Source organism: Micromonospora sp. RTBAU3-60 (genome assembly GCF_054963695.1).
This window is the reverse complement of sequence record NZ_JBUEGB010000056.1, coordinates 1-17,690: the sequence shown is the minus strand read 5'-3', so window position 1 is coordinate 17,690 and position 17,690 is coordinate 1. Positions and strand designations below refer to the sequence as shown.

The 17,690-nt window shown below is 68.8% G+C and carries 16 protein-coding genes; 10 read left to right on the top strand and 6 right to left on the bottom strand.

The window, feature by feature from the left end:
- Positions 1-5 precede the first annotated feature (5 nt).
- Positions 6-626, bottom strand: a complete 621-nt coding sequence (gene mtnB / locus ACY34I_RS31640) for a methylthioribulose 1-phosphate dehydratase (protein WP_462758843.1) — start codon at positions 624-626, stop codon at positions 6-8.
- Complete coding sequence (mtnA, locus tag ACY34I_RS31635; RefSeq protein ID WP_462758842.1) at positions 623-1,657, bottom strand: S-methyl-5-thioribose-1-phosphate isomerase; 1,035 nt, start codon at positions 1,655-1,657, stop codon at positions 623-625. The genes mtnB and mtnA overlap by 4 nt, the downstream gene beginning before the upstream one ends.
- Before the next feature lie 477 nt (positions 1,658-2,134).
- Here mtnA and ACY34I_RS31630 point away from each other — a divergent pair, with 477 nt between their 5' ends.
- From ACY34I_RS31630 to ACY34I_RS31610, 5 genes are read left to right on the top strand one after another with little or no spacing between them, the layout of a single operon-like run.
- Positions 2,135-3,589, top strand: coding sequence for an AMP-binding protein (locus ACY34I_RS31630; protein WP_462758841.1), 1,455 nt, complete (start codon positions 2,135-2,137; stop codon positions 3,587-3,589).
- A complete protein-coding gene (locus ACY34I_RS31625) occupies positions 3,586-3,846 on the top strand; it encodes an acyl carrier protein (protein WP_148803408.1) in 261 nt (86 codons plus the stop codon). Before ACY34I_RS31630 ends, ACY34I_RS31625 begins: the two co-directional genes overlap by 4 nt.
- Positions 3,847-3,863: 17 nt before the next feature.
- Positions 3,864-4,241, top strand: coding sequence for an ectoine synthase (locus ACY34I_RS31620; RefSeq protein WP_462758840.1), 378 nt, complete (start codon positions 3,864-3,866; stop codon positions 4,239-4,241).
- A gap of 12 nt (positions 4,242-4,253) precedes the next feature.
- Complete coding sequence (locus ACY34I_RS31615; protein WP_462758839.1) at positions 4,254-5,435, top strand: acyl-CoA dehydrogenase family protein; 1,182 nt, start codon at positions 4,254-4,256, stop codon at positions 5,433-5,435.
- On the top strand, positions 5,432-6,145 hold the full coding sequence (locus ACY34I_RS31610) for a transglutaminase-like domain-containing protein (RefSeq protein ID WP_462758838.1): 714 nt from the start codon (positions 5,432-5,434) through the stop codon (positions 6,143-6,145). Before ACY34I_RS31615 ends, ACY34I_RS31610 begins: the two co-directional genes overlap by 4 nt.
- A gap of 196 nt (positions 6,146-6,341) precedes the next feature.
- Here ACY34I_RS31610 and ACY34I_RS31605 read toward each other — a convergent pair whose 3' ends face one another.
- Together ACY34I_RS31605 and ACY34I_RS31600 are read right to left on the bottom strand one after the other, a co-directional pair.
- Positions 6,342-7,670, bottom strand: coding sequence for an FAD-binding oxidoreductase (locus ACY34I_RS31605; RefSeq protein WP_462758837.1), 1,329 nt, complete (start codon positions 7,668-7,670; stop codon positions 6,342-6,344).
- 11 nt (positions 7,671-7,681) lie between these two features.
- Entirely contained in the window at positions 7,682-9,283 is a 1,602-nt protein-coding gene (locus ACY34I_RS31600; RefSeq protein ID WP_462758836.1) for a PLP-dependent transferase, read from the bottom strand.
- A gap of 162 nt (positions 9,284-9,445) precedes the next feature.
- On the opposite strand from ACY34I_RS31600, the gene ACY34I_RS31595 reads away from it, so the two are divergent.
- The 3 genes from ACY34I_RS31595 to ACY34I_RS31585 all read left to right on the top strand — a co-directional run bounded on the left by ACY34I_RS31595 (position 9,446) and on the right by ACY34I_RS31585 (position 12,746).
- The gene (locus ACY34I_RS31595) at positions 9,446-10,477 is read left to right on the top strand and encodes a GNAT family N-acetyltransferase (protein WP_462758835.1); all 1,032 of its coding nucleotides are present in this window, start codon (positions 9,446-9,448) and stop codon (positions 10,475-10,477) included.
- Positions 10,474-11,706: an MFS transporter gene (locus ACY34I_RS31590; protein WP_462758834.1), complete on the top strand. Its 1,233-nt coding sequence runs from the start codon at positions 10,474-10,476 to the stop codon at positions 11,704-11,706. The genes ACY34I_RS31595 and ACY34I_RS31590 overlap by 4 nt, the downstream gene beginning before the upstream one ends.
- 251 nt (positions 11,707-11,957) lie before the next feature.
- Positions 11,958-12,746, top strand: coding sequence for a methyltransferase domain-containing protein (locus tag ACY34I_RS31585; protein ID WP_462758833.1), 789 nt, complete (start codon positions 11,958-11,960; stop codon positions 12,744-12,746).
- A gap of 142 nt (positions 12,747-12,888) precedes the next feature.
- On the opposite strand, the gene ACY34I_RS31580 is transcribed toward ACY34I_RS31585, so the two are convergent.
- Positions 12,889-13,605: a cyclase family protein gene (locus ACY34I_RS31580; protein ID WP_462758832.1), complete on the bottom strand. Its 717-nt coding sequence runs from the start codon at positions 13,603-13,605 to the stop codon at positions 12,889-12,891.
- 603 nt (positions 13,606-14,208) lie between these two features.
- Between ACY34I_RS31580 and rfbB the strand changes: the two genes are divergently transcribed.
- Positions 14,209-15,207, top strand: a complete 999-nt coding sequence (gene rfbB / locus ACY34I_RS31575) for a dTDP-glucose 4,6-dehydratase (protein ID WP_462758831.1) — start codon at positions 14,209-14,211, stop codon at positions 15,205-15,207.
- A gap of 335 nt (positions 15,208-15,542) precedes the next feature.
- Positions 15,543-16,667 (top strand): pyridoxal phosphate-dependent aminotransferase, encoded by a 1,125-nt coding sequence (locus ACY34I_RS31570; protein WP_462758830.1) that lies wholly within the window; start codon positions 15,543-15,545, stop codon positions 16,665-16,667.
- 151 nt (positions 16,668-16,818) lie between these two features.
- Here ACY34I_RS31570 and ACY34I_RS31565 read toward each other — a convergent pair.
- Positions 16,819-17,690, bottom strand: an 872-nt coding sequence (locus tag ACY34I_RS31565) for a DMT family transporter (RefSeq protein WP_462758829.1), incomplete at its 5' end; no start/stop codon positions are given.

The window sequence follows — 17,690 nt, the reverse complement described above, 5'->3', positions numbered from 1 at the left end:
ACGCGTCATGAGCGGGCGACCAACAACGTGAGCTGACACATCGCCTCCAGGCACTCCATGCGGTTGCGCGCGATGTCCAGCGTCGGCCCCCACGTGGTCGCCCCGTGATTGCCGATCAGCATCACCGGCGGCGCGTCCGAGGCGATGCGAGCGACGACGTCGTCGGCGATATGGGGCACATGGGCGTGGTTGTCGAACACCGGCACGAACACTTTGGACGGATCTGACAGGCCGAGCCCCTTGATGATCTCCAGATCGGTGAACGTCACGGTGCCGGCGCCCCGCCTCGCCGCCAAGATCGCGGTCGCGGTGGCGTAGGGCGGATGTGCGTGGACGACGGCATGGGACTCGGCTGACAACCGATACAGCGCCGTGTGAATGGTGGTCTCGGCCGACGGGTGTGGCGCACCGTCGTGCACCGGGCGCGCGTCCTCGATGCGGACCTCGACCATGTCGGCGGCGGTGAGCGCACCCTTGCTGAGGCCGCTCGCGGTGATCAACGCTGTCTCGCCACCGGGCAGCCGGACCGAGAGGTTGCCTGCCGTGCCCTCCAGCCAACCGCGGGCGTAGAGCGCGGCGGCGGTCTCGGCCAGTGCGGCGCCCACGGCGTCGATGGACTTGGTCATGAGACCCGCTCCCTCGCTGCCGGTCTCGGCAGCGTTGTCCTCAACGGACGTACCAGGCCGAGTTCGGTGACCACGGCGGTCACCAGCTCGGCAGGCGTGACGTCGAACGCGGGATTGAACACCCCGGTGCCCGCCGGGGCGACCTCCACCCCGCCGAAGGCGGTGACCTCGCCGGCCGCCCGCTCCTCGATGACGATGTCCGCACCACTGGTCAATGCGGTGTCCAACGTGGACTCGGGTGCGACGACGATGAAGGGCACGCCCGCTCGATGTGCAGCCAATGCAAGCGAGTAGGTGCCGATCTTGTTGGCCACGTCTCCGTTGGCGCACACCCGGTCCGCGCCCACCAGAACGCAGTCCACCATGCCGGAGGCCAGAGCGGCCGGCCCGGCCGAGTCGACCAGCATCCGGTGCGGGATGCCGGCCTCGGCCAGTTCCCAAGCGGTGAGCCGCGCGCCCTGCAACAGCGGCCGGGTCTCGCCGAACAACACCTCGGCCACGTGCCCGGTCCCGGCGAGCACTCGGATGGCGCCCAGCGCGGTGCCCCAGGCGACCGTGGCCAGACGGCCGGTGTTGCAGTGGGTCAACAGCCGCAACGGTTTCTGCCCGCACAACCGCCGCACGAGGCCGGCGGCCGCCTCGGCAGCCGCGCGGTTGCGCTGCTCGTCCTCGGTGAGAATCGCCAACGCCTCGGCCTGCACGGCCTCGGCGCCACCGCCGAGCTTGTCGACCACCCGGCGCACCGCCCAGCTCAGGTTCACCGCGGTCGGCCGGGCATCGGCTATCCGCCGTGCGTCGGCACGCACGGCGATCTCGTCGCAGACCCCGTCGCGTGTGTGCGCCCTCGCCGACATCGCCACTGCGAGCGCACCGGCGACCCCGATGGCCGGGGCGCCGCGGATGGCCAGGCGCTGGATGGCCTCGATCACCTCGTCCGGTGTGGACAGCCGCAGCAGCCGGTACTCATGCGGCAGCGCGCACTGGTCGACCGCCTCGATGGCGCCGTCCTGCCAGGCGATGGAACGCATCATGGGCCCCATCGTCGCAACCGGCCGATTCGGCGGGCGTCTTCAATCGTGCGGTTAATCCTGACAATTTCGAGAATGCGATCTTCGGGAGCAATCCTCGCCCCCGGCGTCAGTGGCTCAATTGATCCCAAATCGCTACCCGACCGGTTCGCGGCCGAATCCACGGGCTTGGTGCTGCGCCTACGGCTGACCTGTCGGCGTGGGCCTGGCCGAGGAGCGCGTCGACGGTGTGCAGCCGCTCGCGCCATTCCAGCCTTTCCTGAATAGACGCGACGGCGTGCAAACAACGACACATAGCGGACACATGTACGTCAATATGATGAGGCATCAACGTCTTGCGTCGACGCATCGTCGGAGCGGTCTTCCAACCGACGGGCTAGCGCATTTTTAAAGTTGCACGCGTCACGCGCCGGACTCGAAGATCGGTGCGTCGGAACGGTCGAGGGTGACGGCCATCGGCACGGGGAAGAGGGGGTAGCAATGCTTGTTGCGTCCCGTATCCACGAGCAGGCGAGCCGGACGCCCTCGGCGCCTGCGATCCGCTGGCAGGACCGGTCGGTCACCTACGCCGAGCTTCGGGAGCTCGCCGCGAAGGCGGCGGCGCACCTGACCGGCCTGCAGACCGGCGGCGCTCCGGTCGCGCTGCGTGCCAGCAAGTCACCGGAGTCCGTGGCGGCCGTACTGGCCTGCCTCAGCGTGGAGCAGCCGGTGCTGCTGCTCTCCACCGACCTCGGTCCGCAGGTCTTCGACGCGCTGGTTTCCCAGGCGGGTTGCGCGGCGGTCATCTCGGTCGACGGTGCTGACCTGTGTGTCCAGCCCGTTCCGGTGCCCCCGCAGGCGCCCGTGCTCCCGCCGGACACCTGCCTGCTGCTCACCACCTCGGGCTCCACCGGGCTGCCCAAGATCGTGCCGCTGCCCGCCGCCGGCGTCGGCCGTTTCGTCGACTGGGCGGCCGCCCAGTTCGGCCTGACCGAGGGCACCCGGGTGCTCAACTACGCGCCGCTCAACTTCGACCTCTGCCTGCTGGACATCTGGGCGACCCTCTGCCACGGCGGCGAGGTGGTACTGGTCGACCCGGCCCGGGCGGTCCAGCCCCGGTACCTGCTGAGGCTGTTCGCCGAGGCGCGGCCGGAGGTCGTCCAGGCCGTGCCGATGCTGTTCCGCCTGCTCACCGAGGCGGGCGACGGGCACACGTTCCCGGAGGTCCGGCACGTCCTGCTGACCGGCGACCACACCCCACACCGGGTCCGCGCCGGCCTCCCGTCGCTGTTTCCCGGGGCGTCCCTGCACAACGTGTACGGCTGCACCGAGACCAACGACAGCTTCCTGTACACCTTCGGCCCGCAGCAGGCCGTCGAGGACGACGTGCTGCCCCTGGGCCGGCCGCTCCCCGCAGTGGAGGCCGCCCTGTTCCACCAGGGTGAGGTGGTGACCGGCCCGGGCACCGGCGAGCTGGTGGTAGCGACTCCGTTCCAGGCCGACGGCTACCTCGGTGACGCGGCGCCCGGCGGTCGGTTCTTCCGCCGGATCACCGACTCCGGCGAGCGGACCTGGTACCGGACCGGGGACCTGGTCCGCCGCGCCCCGGACGGCCGGCTGACGTTGATCGGCCGCAACGACCTTCAGGTGAAGGTCCGCGGCGTACGGGTCAACGTCGAGGAAATCGAGCGGGTCATCCAGGCCCACGAGGGTGTGGTGGAGGCGGTTGTCGTCCCGCTGCCCGATCCGGGCGCCGGCACCCGACTGCACGCCGTCGTGCGAACCGTCGACAGCGGCCCGAGCAGCCTCGCCCTGCGTACGCACTGCGCCGCCCGGCTCACCCGGGTGGCGATCCCCGACGCGTTCCGACTGGTCAACGAGCCGCTGCCGCTCGGGCCGACCGACAAGGTCGACCGCCATCGTGTCCGTGACCACCTGATGAGGGAGCTGTTATGAGCCTCGCCGACGAGATAACCCGGTACGTGGTGTCGGAGTACCTGCCCGGCACCTCCCCGGAGGAGTTGGACCCTTCCTACGACCTGATCGACACAGGCGTGGTGGACAGCCTGCGGCTGCTCCAGCTCATCGCCTGGCTCGGCGAGCGCTACCGGATCCCGATCGACGACATGGACATCTCCCCGGAGAACTTCCAGTCGGTCGCCGCCATGACGGCGTTCGTCACCACCGCCCAAGACCACGCTGCCCTCAGCTGACCACCAGGACTGGACTGATGATCGTTCGTACCAGGGAACGGATCGAGGCGGTGGAGTGGGGCAATGGCCTCAGCTACCGATTCCTTCTCGATGCCGACAACATGGGCTTCACCGTCTGCCACACCATCGTGCGTGCCGGGACAAAGTCGCGGCTGGCGTACCGCCGCCATCTGGAGGCCTGCTACTGCATCGGCGGCCGCGGGTGGGTGCAGACCGCCGACGGCTCCCAGACCTGGGAGCTGCGACCGGGCGTGCTGTACGCGCTCGACGAGCACGACGCCCACTTCCTCATCGCCGCACCGAAGACCGACCTCGAGCTGATCAGCGTCTTCAACCCGCCACTGCTCGGTCCGGAACGGCACAACCTGGAGTCCGCCGAATTCTCGGAATACTGAGGCGGCCAGGGCATGCGATGGAACGACGAGCAGCGGGCGTTGCGCGAGGCGGCCGAGCAGGCCGGCCGGGCGATCGGCGCGGACCACCTGGAGCGCGACGCCCGCGGGGAGTTCTCCTGGGACGGCTGGAAGCGACTGCGGGAAGTCGGTCTGTTCGGTCTGCCCTTCCCCGAGGACCACGGCGGCCTCGGCCGTGACCTGCCGACCACCATGTACGTCCTGGAGGGGCTGGGCTACGCCTGCCGGGACGCCGGCCTGACCTTCTCCGCCTGCACCCACCTGGTCAGCACCGGTGTCCCGCTGCACCGCTTCGGCGGCGCGAACCTGCGGGAGCGCTACCTGCCGCAGATCGTGGCGGGCACGATGATCGGCGCGCACGCCATCACCGAGCCAGCCGGCGGCTCCGACGTGACCAACATGGCCACCACGGCCGTCGCCGAGGACGACCACTTCATTCTCAACGGCAGCAAGGCGTTCGTCAGTAACGGCCCCATCGCCGACCTGGTGGTCGTCTACGCCCGGACCGGCCGCCCCGGCAGCGCCGCCGCAGTGACGGCGTTCCTGGTGCGGTGCGATTCCCCCGGCCTCCAGGTCGGCAGCCCGGTCGGGAAGATGGGGCTGCGCACCTCGCCGCTGTCCGAGCTGTTCCTCGACGGCGTGCGGGTGCCCCGGGACCATGTCGTCGGCTCGGTCGGCGCGGGGCTGCTGGTGCTCGACGCGGTGATGCGCTGGGAGATCCTCTGCGGCTTCGCCGGCGTGCTCGGCGAGATGCAGCACCGCCTGGAGCGGTGCGTCGAATACGCCCGCACCCGGACCCAGTTCGGGGCGGTCATCGGCTCCTACCAGTCCGTGTCGAACCGACTCGTCGACATGCGCATCGACCTGGAGACCTCCCGCAAGTGGCTGTACGACACCGCCGAGCGGATGGCAGCCGGCGAGAACGTGGCGACCGACGTGGCGATCACCAAGCTGATCGTCAGCGAGAGCAACGTGCGCTCCGCCCTCGCCGCCGTGCAGGTCTTCGGGGGCTACGGCTACACCACCGAGTACGGGCTGGAAAAGGACCTGCGCAACGCGGTGTCGGGAACCATCTACTCCGGCACCTCCGAGATCCAGCGCCAGCGGATCGCGGCCCTCATGGGACTGGGCCGGACCGCCCCGGCGAGGAGCACGACAGGGGAGCGTGAGGCATGAGCGGCACCGATCCCGCGCTGATCCGGGCCACCGAGTTCCTGGATCACGAGTCGCCCGCGGTGCGGCGCTTCGTCGCGGACGCGCTGGGCGACGCCACGGACGGCACGGATGTCGACAAGGCCGTTCGCCTGTACTACGCCGTCCGCGACGGCATCCGCTACGAGGTCTACGGCGCCGACCTGTCCCGCCACGGGCTCACCGCCAGCGGGGTGATCGAGCGTGGCTTCGGGTTCTGCGTACACAAGTCGATCCTGTATGCGGCGGCGCTGCGCGCGGTCAACGTGCCAAGCCGGATCGTCTACGGCGACGTACGCAATCACCTGGCCTCGCCCCGGTTGCGGGAACTCGTCGGCGGCGACGTCTTCCGCTTTCACAGCTTGACCTCGGTCCACCTCAACGGCGCATGGGTCAAGGCCACACCGGTGTTCAACAAGCTGCTCTGCAAGCTCTACCGGATCAGACCGCTGGATTTCGACGGGCTCTCGGACAGCCTGTACCACCCCTTCGACGAGCACGGCCGGCAGCACATGGAGTTCCTTCGCATGCGGGGGGAGTTCGACGACGTCCCCTACGACCTCGTGGTGGACGGCATCCGGTCGGCCCATCCGCTGCTGTTCGCCAGCTCGCACACGACCACCGCCGGCTCGCTGGTAGCCGAGGCCACGACACCGGAGGGCTCCCGTTCCGAAGGCGGCCAGGTTCCTGCCTGAGTGCGTGTTCGAGATGGGGTTGATCGCCTCCAGGTGAAGGTGCGGCGGTCTTGACGGTGTGCGGGTCGGCCGCGGGTGATGCGGCACGCCATGCCGGCGATGACGCGACCAGCGGTTGTCTCGGCGGCGCCCTGACCGGGCGCCGCCTGACCAGAGCGACCGACACCACCCGGACGGCCGCCGAACGCCCCGGCGCTCAGGGCGCCGGCTTGATGTTCTGGTTCAGATGGAACACGTTGTCCGGGTCGTAGGCCCTCTTCACCTCGGCCAGCCGGGCCAGCTTCGCCGGCGGGTAGGCCCGGCGAACGCCGTCCGTTCCGTCATCACTGAGCATGTTGACGTAGACGCCGCTGGCGAACGGTTCGAGCGCCGCCGCCACCTGCTTTGTCACCGCGATCCGGTCGGCGTCCTCGGCAGGATCCGTCCACGAGGAGCGGACGCCGAACTCGAAAAGCGTCTGCCGGTGGCCGAAAGCGGTTTCCTCGTCCGGAACCTCGGCAATCGCCCCGCCGTAGGCCTCCAGCCAGCCACCCGGCAGTCCCGCACCGCTCCCGTTCTCCGACCCTCTGGACAGGAACGCCTCGATCGCCGCGTCCGGGAACGCCGACAGGTAGTGGTCCTTGGAGTACTGGCGGAGCCCGTGCCGATCCGCTTCGTCGTCCATGGTCTGCAGCTCGCGATAGGTCGGTTCGAACACCCGCTCGCGCACCGGCCGACCGAGCCCGCGTAGCTCCGGCACCAGGCCCTTGCCCTGGTCGGGCTCGCCGACCCAGACGTATCCGACGGTGACCTCCGCTCCGGAGACCGACGCGGTGAAAGTGGCCTGGCGCGGCGCCATGGCATTGAGGTCCCGCCAGCCGCGGAGCACCGCCAGACCGGCATCGAGTGGGAAGGTCAGCTCCGCCACCAGCGCCCGCGGATCGACCTCGTGCAGTCGAAACTCGAACTCGGTGACCACGCCGAAGTTCCCGCCACCGCCGCGCAGCCCCCAGTACAGCTCCGGGTGCTCGGTCCGGCTCGCCCGCACCACTTGCCCCGCCGCGGTCACCACCTCGAACGACAGCACGTTGTCGCAGGCGAGTCCGTACTGCCTGGCCAGCCAGCCCATGCCGCCACCGAGCGTGAACCCGCCGACGCCGGTGTGCGAGACGCTTCCGGTCGTGGTCGCCAGGCCATTCGGCAGCGAGCCGCGGTCCATCGCGCCGAGCAGGGTGCCGCCCTTGACTATGGCGGTGCGACGCGCCGGGTCGACCTGGACACCGTGCAGCGGCCGGAGATCGATCAGCAGACCGTTTTCCGGCACGGCAGGCCCGAGCGCGGCATGTCCGCCGCACCGCACCCCGATCTCCAGTCCGGCCTCGCGCGCGATGCGCACCGCGGCCACGACGTCACTCACGCTCGCACATTTGATGATCATGCGTGGCCGGTGGTCGACCATCCCGTTCCAGGCCGCGCGTGCGTCGTCGTAGCCGTGGTCGCCCGGCCGGAGCGCCCATCCGTCCAGCCCGTCAGTGGGGTCACCCATGCTAACTCCCGTCATCCAGCGATGGCTTCGGCGATGGCCTTAGCGAGTCCGTCCAGCTGATGCATCCGGTCCCCGACATAGAGCCGGAGGAACCGCGGCTCGTCGTCGGGGACCGGCACGTACTTGTACTCCTCCTCGGTGGTGCTGACGCTCTGCGCCCACACCCGCGGGACGGAGTAGCCGAAGCTGACGCCCTTGGTCACCTGGGTGCCGCGCGTCCTGGCCCGCAGCAGGATCTGGTCGACCACCGCGTCGAGGTTGTCCCAGTCGTTGCGTGGGCGATCGTGGTACACAAACGTCACGATGCCACTGCCGTAGGGCAGGCCGGCAGCCAGCCGCGTGTCCGGGTGGTGCGGCAGCACCGGGTGGTGCACCACACCGGCCGAGGTGACTCGAGGATCGGCATGCAGAAGCGTGGCCAGCCGTTCGGCGTTGGCCCAGATCCGCCGCATTCTCCTGCGGTGCAACGAAACCTGGTAGCGCGGGAACAGTTCGGCGTTGTGCCGGGCGAGCACCAGGCCGGTGTTGCGGCGCAGCATGTCCATCCGCTCGGCCAGCTCGATCGGGAACACCACCAGGCCGGCGAGCGCGAAGTCCATGCCCAGCTGGAGGTATTTGGTGCAGCTCTCGTAGTACATGACCTCCAGCCGGTCGTCGGAGGCGAACAGCGCCGGCTGCAGCGATGCGCCGGTCATCGTTCCGTCCACGACCACGGTGCAGCGTTCGGTCACCACCTCGCGTAGCCGCCGGAAGAGCTCGGGCAGGTCAAGCATCCGCTGCCGCACGTTGTTCGCCAGCGGGTCGACGAAGATGACCTTCGGGCGAAGCCGGACGACATCGGCGATGATCTCCTCGACGGCGTACCCGCTCGCCCGCTCGGCCCGCACCTCAGGCAGTGCGTGGAGTTGCTGCGCCGTCTCGTAGTAGATGTACGGCGCCAGTAGCACCGTGTCGCCGGCGCGGAGCCGGTCCCGCAGCAGAAACGCCTCGATCCAGGTGTACGCGGCCATGCCGGACGAGGTGACCCCGATACCGCATCTGTCCGGCGGGAGGTCGAGCAACTCGAGCAGTTGGCGCTCGACCCTGATCACTGACGCATGCGTGCCGTTGCGGTCGTAGTGGATCGTCGGCCATGACTCGGATTGGGTGCCGAAGAACTGCACCTGTGCCGACTGCCCGTAGGACTTTGCGGACCAGTCGAGCGAATGCCGCACATAGGCCAGCGTGGCCAGTCCGAACCGCAGGACCGCTTCGCTCGGGCCCAGCAGGTCCGCCGCGTCCGTGGTGGATGCGGCGAGCAGGGCCCGCTGCTGCCGGGCCACTCGCATGCCGACCTGCTGCGTCGCGGCCACCAGATGCGCGAGCACCGGCTCGTCCACCAGCAGATCGTTGCGCGCGCAGTAGGTCGCGTACTCCTCGATCTCGCGCCGCGCGGCACGCAGTTGGAAAAGGCACCCGTCGAACTGCGAGCTCAGGTCCTTCACCTGCTCAGGCAGGACCTCGCCGAGCGGAGCACCGGCGCCGAAACTCGGTGCTGTCACGGAGCCCGTCGACCCGCCGATGCCGTGGTCCCCGCCCGTCATGCCGTCATGCCAGGCGATGGAGCGCGTCATGGGCTCCACCGTCGCATCCGGCCGATATGGTGAGCATCTTCGATCGTGCGGGCGTTCTGACATCCATCTTGGAAAATGCGGTCTTTGAAGCAACCCTCGCCCGCGAGCATGATCCGGGCCTACTTTCAGAAGAGGAATGTCCGCGGTACGCGAGGAGCTTCCATGACCGTCACGCCGTTCTCTGAGGCGCAGTCCTGCCGGCCGACGGTGTTCGACACCGAGGAATGGCTTGACGCATGGGCACGTGCGACCATCGAGCGGCGGCGTGTCATCGATCCCGGCCGGGCCCCACGCTACCTACTGGAGTACTCGCCGTTCTGGCAGGGCCTTGAGAACGACACCGCCAGCGGGGTCGTCTGGGACCGGCCGGTGCTCACGATCGGCTCGATCTACTCCGTCTACGGCCCGGCGTATCTGGCCGGCGACGCGCTCGCCGTGGCCGCGCTGGTCGACGAAGCCCGGGAGCAGGCGCGAGACCTTGGCGCGGCCGGTGTGCTGGTACTCAACCTGCCACCCGAGCCGGCCCGCCAGTGGGCCGCCGTCCGCCCGCCCGACGTCTTCGCCCGGCTGGACACCGCCTACTACAAGAATCCGGGCAGCGGACCGGATCCGGTGATGGGCGAGGTCAAGACGAGGAAACGGACCGACTGGCGGCGACGCTGGCGGCGAGCCACCGAGAAAGGCGTCAAACTCGTCGAGGAAACGGGACCCGCAGCGGTGGCGCATATCGACCGGGTGCTCGAGCTGACCAACGGCTCGGCGGTCAAGCACGGCTGGCCGGCGCTGTACGACCGCGCCACCCTGGAGGCGGTGCTGTCCACGCCGTACGCCAGCCTGATCCGGGCCGAATGGGAGGACCGGACAATCGGTGTGTCCGTTTCGCTCGAGCACGACCGCAGGCTCTACCTCTGGGGAGCCGGCACCGACGCCACCGTGTACAGCGAGGTCAGCCCGTATCCGTTCATGCTGTACGAGCTCCTCGCCCAAGGCGTGGACCGCGGCTGGGACATCATCGAGTTCGGCCGGGGCAACGACACGTTCAAGAAACAGCACGGTTTCAGTGGCATCCACCTCTGGGGTCTGTGGTACGCGGCCGACCCGGGTGACGTCGAGATCTACCGCCCGAGGCTGACGGCCGTGCACGAAGGCCTGCTGACCGTGGCGGGATATGAGGGGCTAGCGCAGCGGCCGTGACCACCGACAAACGCACCGGGATCGCGGCGCTGCTGCTGTCCGCGGTGATGATGAACATCGCGTACACCATGCTGGTTCCGCTGGTGCCCGAGCTGACCGGACGGTTCCAGATGTCCGCGCTGGAGGTGGCCGCGGCGTTCAGCGGGTTCGCCGTGGCCAAGGCGCTGACGCAGCCGATCGGCGGGATCCTGGTCGACCGCACACTGCGCCCGCAGCTGATCGGCTTCTTCGGTATGAGCATGACCGCCGCGGCCGTTCTTGGTCTGGCCTTCGCCGCCGCCGGCTGGCAGGTGCTGGCCTGGAGGCTCGCCTGGGGCGTGGCCGAGGGCCTCACGATGCCAGTGCTCTACCAGCTGGCCAGCTCGTTGGGAGCCAGTTCGCGCTTCGGGACAGCCCGCGTGATGGGCTGGTTCGGTGGCTGCTGCACAGCCGGTATGGTGCTCGGTCCCGCCGTGGTCGGTCTGCTGCACCCGTTGCTCGGCTTCACCGGGGTGTTCCTGGCCGGCGCAGTGGTGACCGCCGCCGGCGGAGTGCTGTTGCTCGGCTTGCGTGTCGACCGTATGGAGGTTTCGCCGTCGGCTGCTGCGGGAGAGCGGTGGACCATCGGGGCGGTTCGCCCGCTGATCCTCCTGGTAGCCATCTTCGCGGTGGCCGATCTGGTGAACAACGCGCTGTTCGCGGCGTTGGAACCGGTGGTTCCCCTGCACCTCGACAAGGTCACGGGCAACGGAGTCGCCTACACGTCGGTGATTTATACGGCCGGGTTGGCGGTGTTCATGGTCGTCGCCATGACCTGCGCCAAGTTGGTGGAGTCCCGGCCGTTGTTGGTGATTGCCGCGTTCGCCTTCGGCGCCGAGGCGGTCGGTCTCGCCGCGGTCGGCTTGTTCGACGGCGTAGTGGCGATGTGTGCCGGGCTGTTGTTGTTCATGACGGCTCAGCCAGTGCTGTACCTGGTGGCTCGGCAAGGGGTGAACCTCGTGCCGCGGCATCTGCTCGGGCGGGCGTTCGGCGTATTTGGGTTAGTGTCCGACATCGGTTTCGTCGTGGGGCCTTTGCTGGGCGCCCTTGCCTACACCGGGCTCGGCATTTCCGCTTTCTTCGCCATGGCGGTCGTTGCCGCCGGAGCGGGATTGGGTGTCGCGCTCCTGCGTGTCTTCAGGGGCGGTATCGTCGCCGAGGAGCGCGCAGGAAGTCCTGGTGCGGTGGCCGCGGTGCAAGCTGAGCGATGACCTGTCCGATGACCGTGTCCAGGGCGGCGAACAGGCCGGCCACGCACGCCGCCGCCGTCGCGGACCCCCGGTCGGGCAGTAGATCCAACGGCCGGTGACTGTCGAAATACAACGTCAGCGACACCTGACAAGTAAGCAATGTGGATGGACATCACATCGTGCCGTTATGAAGCAACATAAGAGATGACGCGCCGATGTCCGGTGGGGCAGCATTGGCCCGAACAACCGCCGGGCCGAGCAGGGAGAGTGACGTGTCGACCGTTTCGCCCAAGGTCATGGAGAACTACGCCTCGCAGGCCTTCCTTGGCAGCTACTTGTACACCGACTGGGGCGACATCGTCCTACCCGAGGCCGAGTCTGACCCCCGTCTCGCTCGAGCCGAGCCGCCGGTCGCCGGGCGCTTCGCGCGCGCCACGGCCGACCTCGTGGCGCAGTGGTGGCCGTCCGCCGAACCGCCGGCGCGGGTATGCGACGTCGGCGGCGGCACCGGACGATTCCTGTATGAGATGGCCCGACGCGGTTTCGGCGACGAGGATCGCGTGCTGTCGGAACCGGCCGAGATGTTCAATGTGTGGGCGCGGCGCATGCTGTGCGGCGAGCCGTTCGACGGCTGGCTGCCCACGCCACCGCGCGATTCCGAGCGGCCGGATTTCCGCCGGGTGGACCCCGCGGACTTCCCGAAGCCGGACGACAAGGCCACCGTCTACCCGGTGCCGGCCGAACGGCTGCCCCGGCCGGCCGGCTACTTCGACCTCGTCAGCGTGCTCAACGTCGTCGACCGGGTGCCGGATCCACGCCAGGTCGTGTCGGCGGCTGCCCGGCTGCTCCGCCAGGGCGGCCTGCTCGTGATCTCCAGCCCGCTGGCCTTCGAGAGCCAGTACACCGACGAGGCCAACTGGGTCAGCGACCTTCACGAGTTGGTGACCACCGAAGAGTGGTCGGTGGTTGGCCAGCACGAGGGCGTGCCCTATGAATTCCTCTACTACGATCGACACCTCACCCGCTACTACAGCCAGGTGATTGCCGCGACCAAGCGGTGAAACCGGCCGCGGCTGGGGCGGTGGGACGAGCAGCCGGTACCCCTCGGACACCAGCGACGAGCAGTGGGCTCTGATCGAGTCGCAGCCCGGCGCAGGGCTGATCGACTCCCAGACGATGAAGGGTGCCGGCACTGTCCCGCGGTCAGAATGTGGCGATCGGGTTGACCGGGCTGCCGGACGTGCCGGCGAAGCGGACCGGCGCGACTGCGAGGTGGAAGTCCCACTGGCCGAGTTCGGCAGCCGTCGTCGCGCACGCCTCCAGGTCGCAGTTGTCGAGCAGCCACAGACCCATCGCGACGAGGCTCACGGCGTGAACCGGCATCAACACGTCCTCGTACCCCGACGGCTGAACGTCCTGGGGAGTGTCAGCGCCGATCAGCGCGACCCCCCGTTCATGCAGCCACGGCAGGCAGGACGCGTGCCAGCCGGCCTGCGTGAAACCGTTGGCCTCCCCGGTCTCGTGTCGGACGCGGCCATAGCCGGTCCGCAGGAGTACCGCATCGCCGGATCGCACCCGCACACCCTGGCGGCGCTCGGCCTCCTCGAGGTCGTCGGGAAACACACCCTGCCCCGGTTCCAACCACGGCAGATCGCGGACCCTCGCGACGTCCAGCAGGACACCACGCGTGATGATCCCGTTCGCCGCCGCCGTGACGGCCGCCCACGCCGATCCCGTTGCGGCGTCGACCAACGAGTGCGACCGCCCGTTGTACATCGTGCCGTCCCAGAAGATGTGGCACGGCGAGTCGATGTGGGTGAGGGTGTTGCCGTGGAAGGTGATGCCGAGCCGCTCGGACGAAAAGCCCCAGCGCCGGTCGGCGTGGAATGCGGGCACCGGCATGTTCTCGGCACCCGGCATGTCGGCGGCGCATGGGCACGTCGTCGTCGACCGCTCCATGTCTTCCGGTACGGCAACCTCCCATGCGCACGACACGCTCCTGCCGTGGCGCACGGCCCGCGCCGCCGCCAGCCGAACGTCGTCGGTGATGTGGTTCAGGGTGCCGAGCTCGTCGTCGTCGCCTCACCGTCCCCAGTTCGACAGCGTGTCGAAGTACCCGAGCACGTCGTCCTGTGTGGGCATCGGTCGTCCTGCCGTCATCCCAGCATCGATCCTCCGGTCACGTGGTTCGAGGCACCAAGGACCGCTGAGCTGGCATGACGCTGGATCAGCGGGCCAGCAGTCGGCCGGTCAGGAGGTAGGGTACGGCACACCTGTGGTGCTGTGGCGCCGGTAGCCGTTGATGTTGCGTGCGAGGTACTGCTGGTGCAGTAACCGAGTGACAAATCTACGTAAGAGCGTGTTTGCGGAGATCAACTACTGGTGGTGCAGGTGCGTCGCTGCTGGCGGGTGGCGGGGCCTCCGCGGCGGCTGCGTCTCTGGGTATCCGGAGGTCGGCGTCCGAGGGCGTCAAGGCTTGCTGGGAGAAGCCTTGGCCACCATTCTTCGGTAGCGTCCGCGTCGATGAGAATTCTGGTCACCGGCGGCGCCGGCTTCATCGGATCCCACTTCGTCCGCTCCCTTCTGCGGGGCGCGTACCCCCATGTCGACTGCGGTGGGATAACCGTCATCGACAAGCTGACCTATTGCGGGAACCGGAACAATCTCGCCGTCGTCTCCGACGATCCGCGACTGCGATTCGTGCACGGCGACATCGGCGACGCCGAGCTTATCGACACCGTGCTGCCCGGCCACGACGCGGTGGTGCACTTCGCCGCCGAGACTCACGTCGACCGGTCGATCAGCGGCGGTGCCGCGTTCGTGACCACGAACGTCCTGGGCACCCAGGTGCTGTTGGATCGGGCGGTACGCCACGGGGTCGGCCGCTTCGTGCACGTGTCCACCGACGAGGTGTACGGCTCGATCGACGAGGGGTCGTGGGACGAGTCCTTCCCGCTGGCTCCGCGGTCGCCGTACTCGGCTGCGAAGGCCGGCTCGGATCTGCTGGCGCTGGCCTATCACCACACCCACGGGTTGCCGGTGCTGGTCACCCGGTGTTCCAACAACTATGGGCCGTACCAGTTCCCGGAGAAGGTCGTCCCGCTGTTCCTGACGAACCTGCTGGACGGCCTGCCCGTCCCGCTGTACGGCGATGGCGGCAACGTCCGCGACTGGCTGCACGTCGACGACCACTGTCGGGGCGTCGCCCTGGTCCTGACCGGCGGCCGCCCCGGCGAGGTGTACCACATCGGTGGCGGCGAGGAGCTGACCAACCGGGAGCTCACCGAGCGGCTGCTGGAGGTCTGCGGCGCCGGCTGGGACCGGGTGCGGGTGGTTCCCGACCGTCTCGGCCACGACCGGCGCTACTCGCTCGACCACGGGAAGATCTCCGCCGAGCTGGGCTACACGCCGCGGCTGACCTTCGCCGAGGGGCTGGCCGAGACCTACGCCTGGTATCGGGACAATCGTGCCTGGTGGGAGCCGCTGCGGCAGCGGGCGGCTCTGCCCAGGACATCGGCCTGACCGCTCCGGCCCGACCGGCCGTGCCGACGACAGGGACCGGCTCGGCCCCTCCGTCCGACGATGTCGTGTTCGGCATGCGCGCCAGGCCCGAGGCGGTGTCCGACCCGGGCAACGTGAGAGAAGACAACGCCGGCCTGGCGTAGCGATCATGAGAGCGGCGCTGGCCGACGCGAGGCGCCAGGAGCCCGGAATTCGCCGGTGGAGGTGTGCGACGCCGCGCAGAGGCCAACCACCCGCGCAAAGCCTTTTGAACTGTTCACCCCGCTGTACCGATAGCGCCAGCTACCAGAGTTCGGAGACCAACTATGGCAAAGGTCGGCAAGAGGATGCGGGGCATGCAGCAGTCCTCGATCAGGGCTATGACTGCGCGTTGCCAGGAGCTCGACGCCATCAATCTCGCGCAAGGACTGTGCCAGGTGCCGCCACCGGCTTCGTTGCTTGCGGAAGGCGCCCGCGATTTCGGGCAGGTCGACCACTCGTACAGCCCTGCCGAGGGCCTTGCCGACTTTCGTGAAGCCGTCGCTGACAGGCTCAAGAGGCACAACGGGCTCAGCGTGGAGCCGGCGACCGGGGTCGTGGCCACGATCGGCGCGACGGGCGCTCTCATGGCGACGCTCACGGCGCTGCTGGATGAGGGCGACGGTGTACTCATCTTCGAACCCTTTTACAGCTACCATCTGTCGGCGCTCAAGGTGCTGAACCTGCGCCCCGAACCGGTGAGACTTGTCGCGCCGACCTTCGAGATCACCGAGGAAGCGCTGCGGGCCGCTATCACCGACCAGACGCGCGCAATGATCGTCTGCACGCCGAACAATCCGAGCGGGCGACGGTTCACCGAGGCGGAGCTGATGATCGTCTCGGCTGTCGCGGAAGAACATGATCTGCTCGTCATCACCGACGAGGTGTATGAGGATATCTACTACGGTCCCGCCCCGCATGTCGCCCCGGCGACTGTCGGCAATCTCGGCGAGCGGACGCTGACGATCTCTTCGCTGTCGAAGTCATTCAGCATTCCCGGGTGGAGACTGGGTTACGTCTGCGGTCCGGAGCAGCTGATGAGTACGGTCAGGGTGGCTGCCGACGCGCTCGTGGGATGCGCGCCGACTCCGTTGCAGGAATTCGGCGCGAGGGCGCTGAGGATGAGCGACGAGTACTACCGCGACCTGCGTGCCATGTACGACGGCAAGCGCCGTGCCCTGGCGGAAGGCTTCGCGGCCGCCGGATTGTCGCCCAACGAACCTGAGGGCTCCTACTACCTGCTGGTCGACTGCTCACAGATGGGAGTGGCGAGCGGGGCGGAGGCGGCCGAGGTCCTGCTGAAGAGAACCCTCATCGGCACGGTGCCCGGCGAGGCGTTCTACCTGAACTCGCCGGAGCGTCCGTACGTTCGCGTGTGCTTCTCCCTTCCGGACGACGTGATAGCCGAAGTCGTCAAGAGACTGGCGAGCGGCAGTCTGTGAACGTCATCCGTTTCGCCGGCCTCCAGCCGGGCCGGCGGCGTCCGCGCGAGGTTGCCCTGGTGGCGCGGCATGACGGTCGGACCACAGGTCGTCACCCAGCGGAACCAGAAGGCCCCGATGGCACCTGAGGTCCGGCGGGTTTGAGCTGGCTTCACGATCGGAGTTCTGGCTTCAGCTGCGCGGGGCGGGCCGCGGGCTCCGGGGGAGGTGCAGCATTGTCGGCCCGGGTGGCCAGGGCGCATCCAGCCATGATCAACACGAAGGAGGCGACGATCAGGAGGGTCAACGGCTCGTTGAGGAGCAGCGCCCCGGCAGCGACCGCCACCGCCGGGTTGACGTAGATGAACAGCAGGGCGCGCGAGGGGCCGGCCTCCTTGATGAGCTCCAGGTACGCCACGAAGGCGAGCCCGGTGCAGACGACCCCCAGCGCGGCGATCGCTGCCAGCACCTCGGCGCTGGGCATGGCGCTCGGCCACGTCCAGATCGCGGCAGGGGTGTAGGCCAGAGCGGCGAAGCTGAGGCAGGCCACGGTCAGCGGCATGGTGGGCACGTCCTGCAGATAGCGGTCGGCGACGAGCGGGGCGAGCGCGTAGCAGACTGCGGTCAGCACGACCTCGATGATCGCCCTGGCATCCCCGCCGCCCAGGCCGGGCCCGACCAGCGCGGCGACGCCGACCAGGCCGAGCGTCAACCCGGCCCAGCGGACCCTGTCGAGCCGTTCGGTGCCGGTCAGCCGGACCAGCGCCACGCCGAGGATCGGCGCAGCGGCGATCAGTAGCCCGGTGGTCGAGCTGGACAGCCGCTGCTCGGCGTCCGACAGCAGCAACCAGGGTGCGAGAATCTCCAGGAAGGCGAACGCGAGAGCCGGCCGCCAGTATCGCCGGACCTGCCACAACTGCCCGCCTCGCAACACCAAGGGCAGGAGCAGCGCGGCCCCGATCGCGGTCCGCGCGAAGACCAGCACGGGCGCCGACACCCCGCCGACCACCGCGACCTTGATGAGCAGGTAGGGGATGCCCCATA

What these genes read in the sequence shown, in the direction of transcription:
- mtnB (WP_462758843.1), bottom strand. Translation starts at nt 626, where the DNA reads ATGACCAAGTCCATCGACGCCGTGGGCGCCGCACTGGCCGAGACCGCC.
- mtnA (WP_462758842.1), bottom strand. Translation starts at nt 1,657, where the DNA reads ATGATGCGTTCCATCGCCTGGCAGGACGGCGCCATCGAGGCGGTCGAC.
- ACY34I_RS31630 (WP_462758841.1), top strand. Translation starts at nt 2,135, where the DNA reads ATGCTTGTTGCGTCCCGTATCCACGAGCAGGCGAGCCGGACGCCCTCG.
- ACY34I_RS31625 (WP_148803408.1), top strand. Translation starts at nt 3,586, where the DNA reads ATGAGCCTCGCCGACGAGATAACCCGGTACGTGGTGTCGGAGTACCTG.
- ACY34I_RS31620 (WP_462758840.1), top strand. Translation starts at nt 3,864, where the DNA reads ATGATCGTTCGTACCAGGGAACGGATCGAGGCGGTGGAGTGGGGCAAT.
- ACY34I_RS31615 (WP_462758839.1), top strand. Translation starts at nt 4,254, where the DNA reads ATGCGATGGAACGACGAGCAGCGGGCGTTGCGCGAGGCGGCCGAGCAG.
- ACY34I_RS31610 (WP_462758838.1), top strand. Translation starts at nt 5,432, where the DNA reads ATGAGCGGCACCGATCCCGCGCTGATCCGGGCCACCGAGTTCCTGGAT.
- ACY34I_RS31605 (WP_462758837.1), bottom strand. Translation starts at nt 7,670, where the DNA reads ATGGGTGACCCCACTGACGGGCTGGACGGATGGGCGCTCCGGCCGGGC.
- ACY34I_RS31600 (WP_462758836.1), bottom strand. Translation starts at nt 9,283, where the DNA reads ATGACGCGCTCCATCGCCTGGCATGACGGCATGACGGGCGGGGACCAC.
- ACY34I_RS31595 (WP_462758835.1), top strand. Translation starts at nt 9,446, where the DNA reads ATGACCGTCACGCCGTTCTCTGAGGCGCAGTCCTGCCGGCCGACGGTG.
- ACY34I_RS31580 (WP_462758832.1), bottom strand. Translation starts at nt 13,605, where the DNA reads ATGCCGGGTGCCGAGAACATGCCGGTGCCCGCATTCCACGCCGACCGG.
- rfbB (WP_462758831.1), top strand. Translation starts at nt 14,209, where the DNA reads ATGAGAATTCTGGTCACCGGCGGCGCCGGCTTCATCGGATCCCACTTC.
- ACY34I_RS31570 (WP_462758830.1), top strand. Translation starts at nt 15,543, where the DNA reads ATGCAGCAGTCCTCGATCAGGGCTATGACTGCGCGTTGCCAGGAGCTC.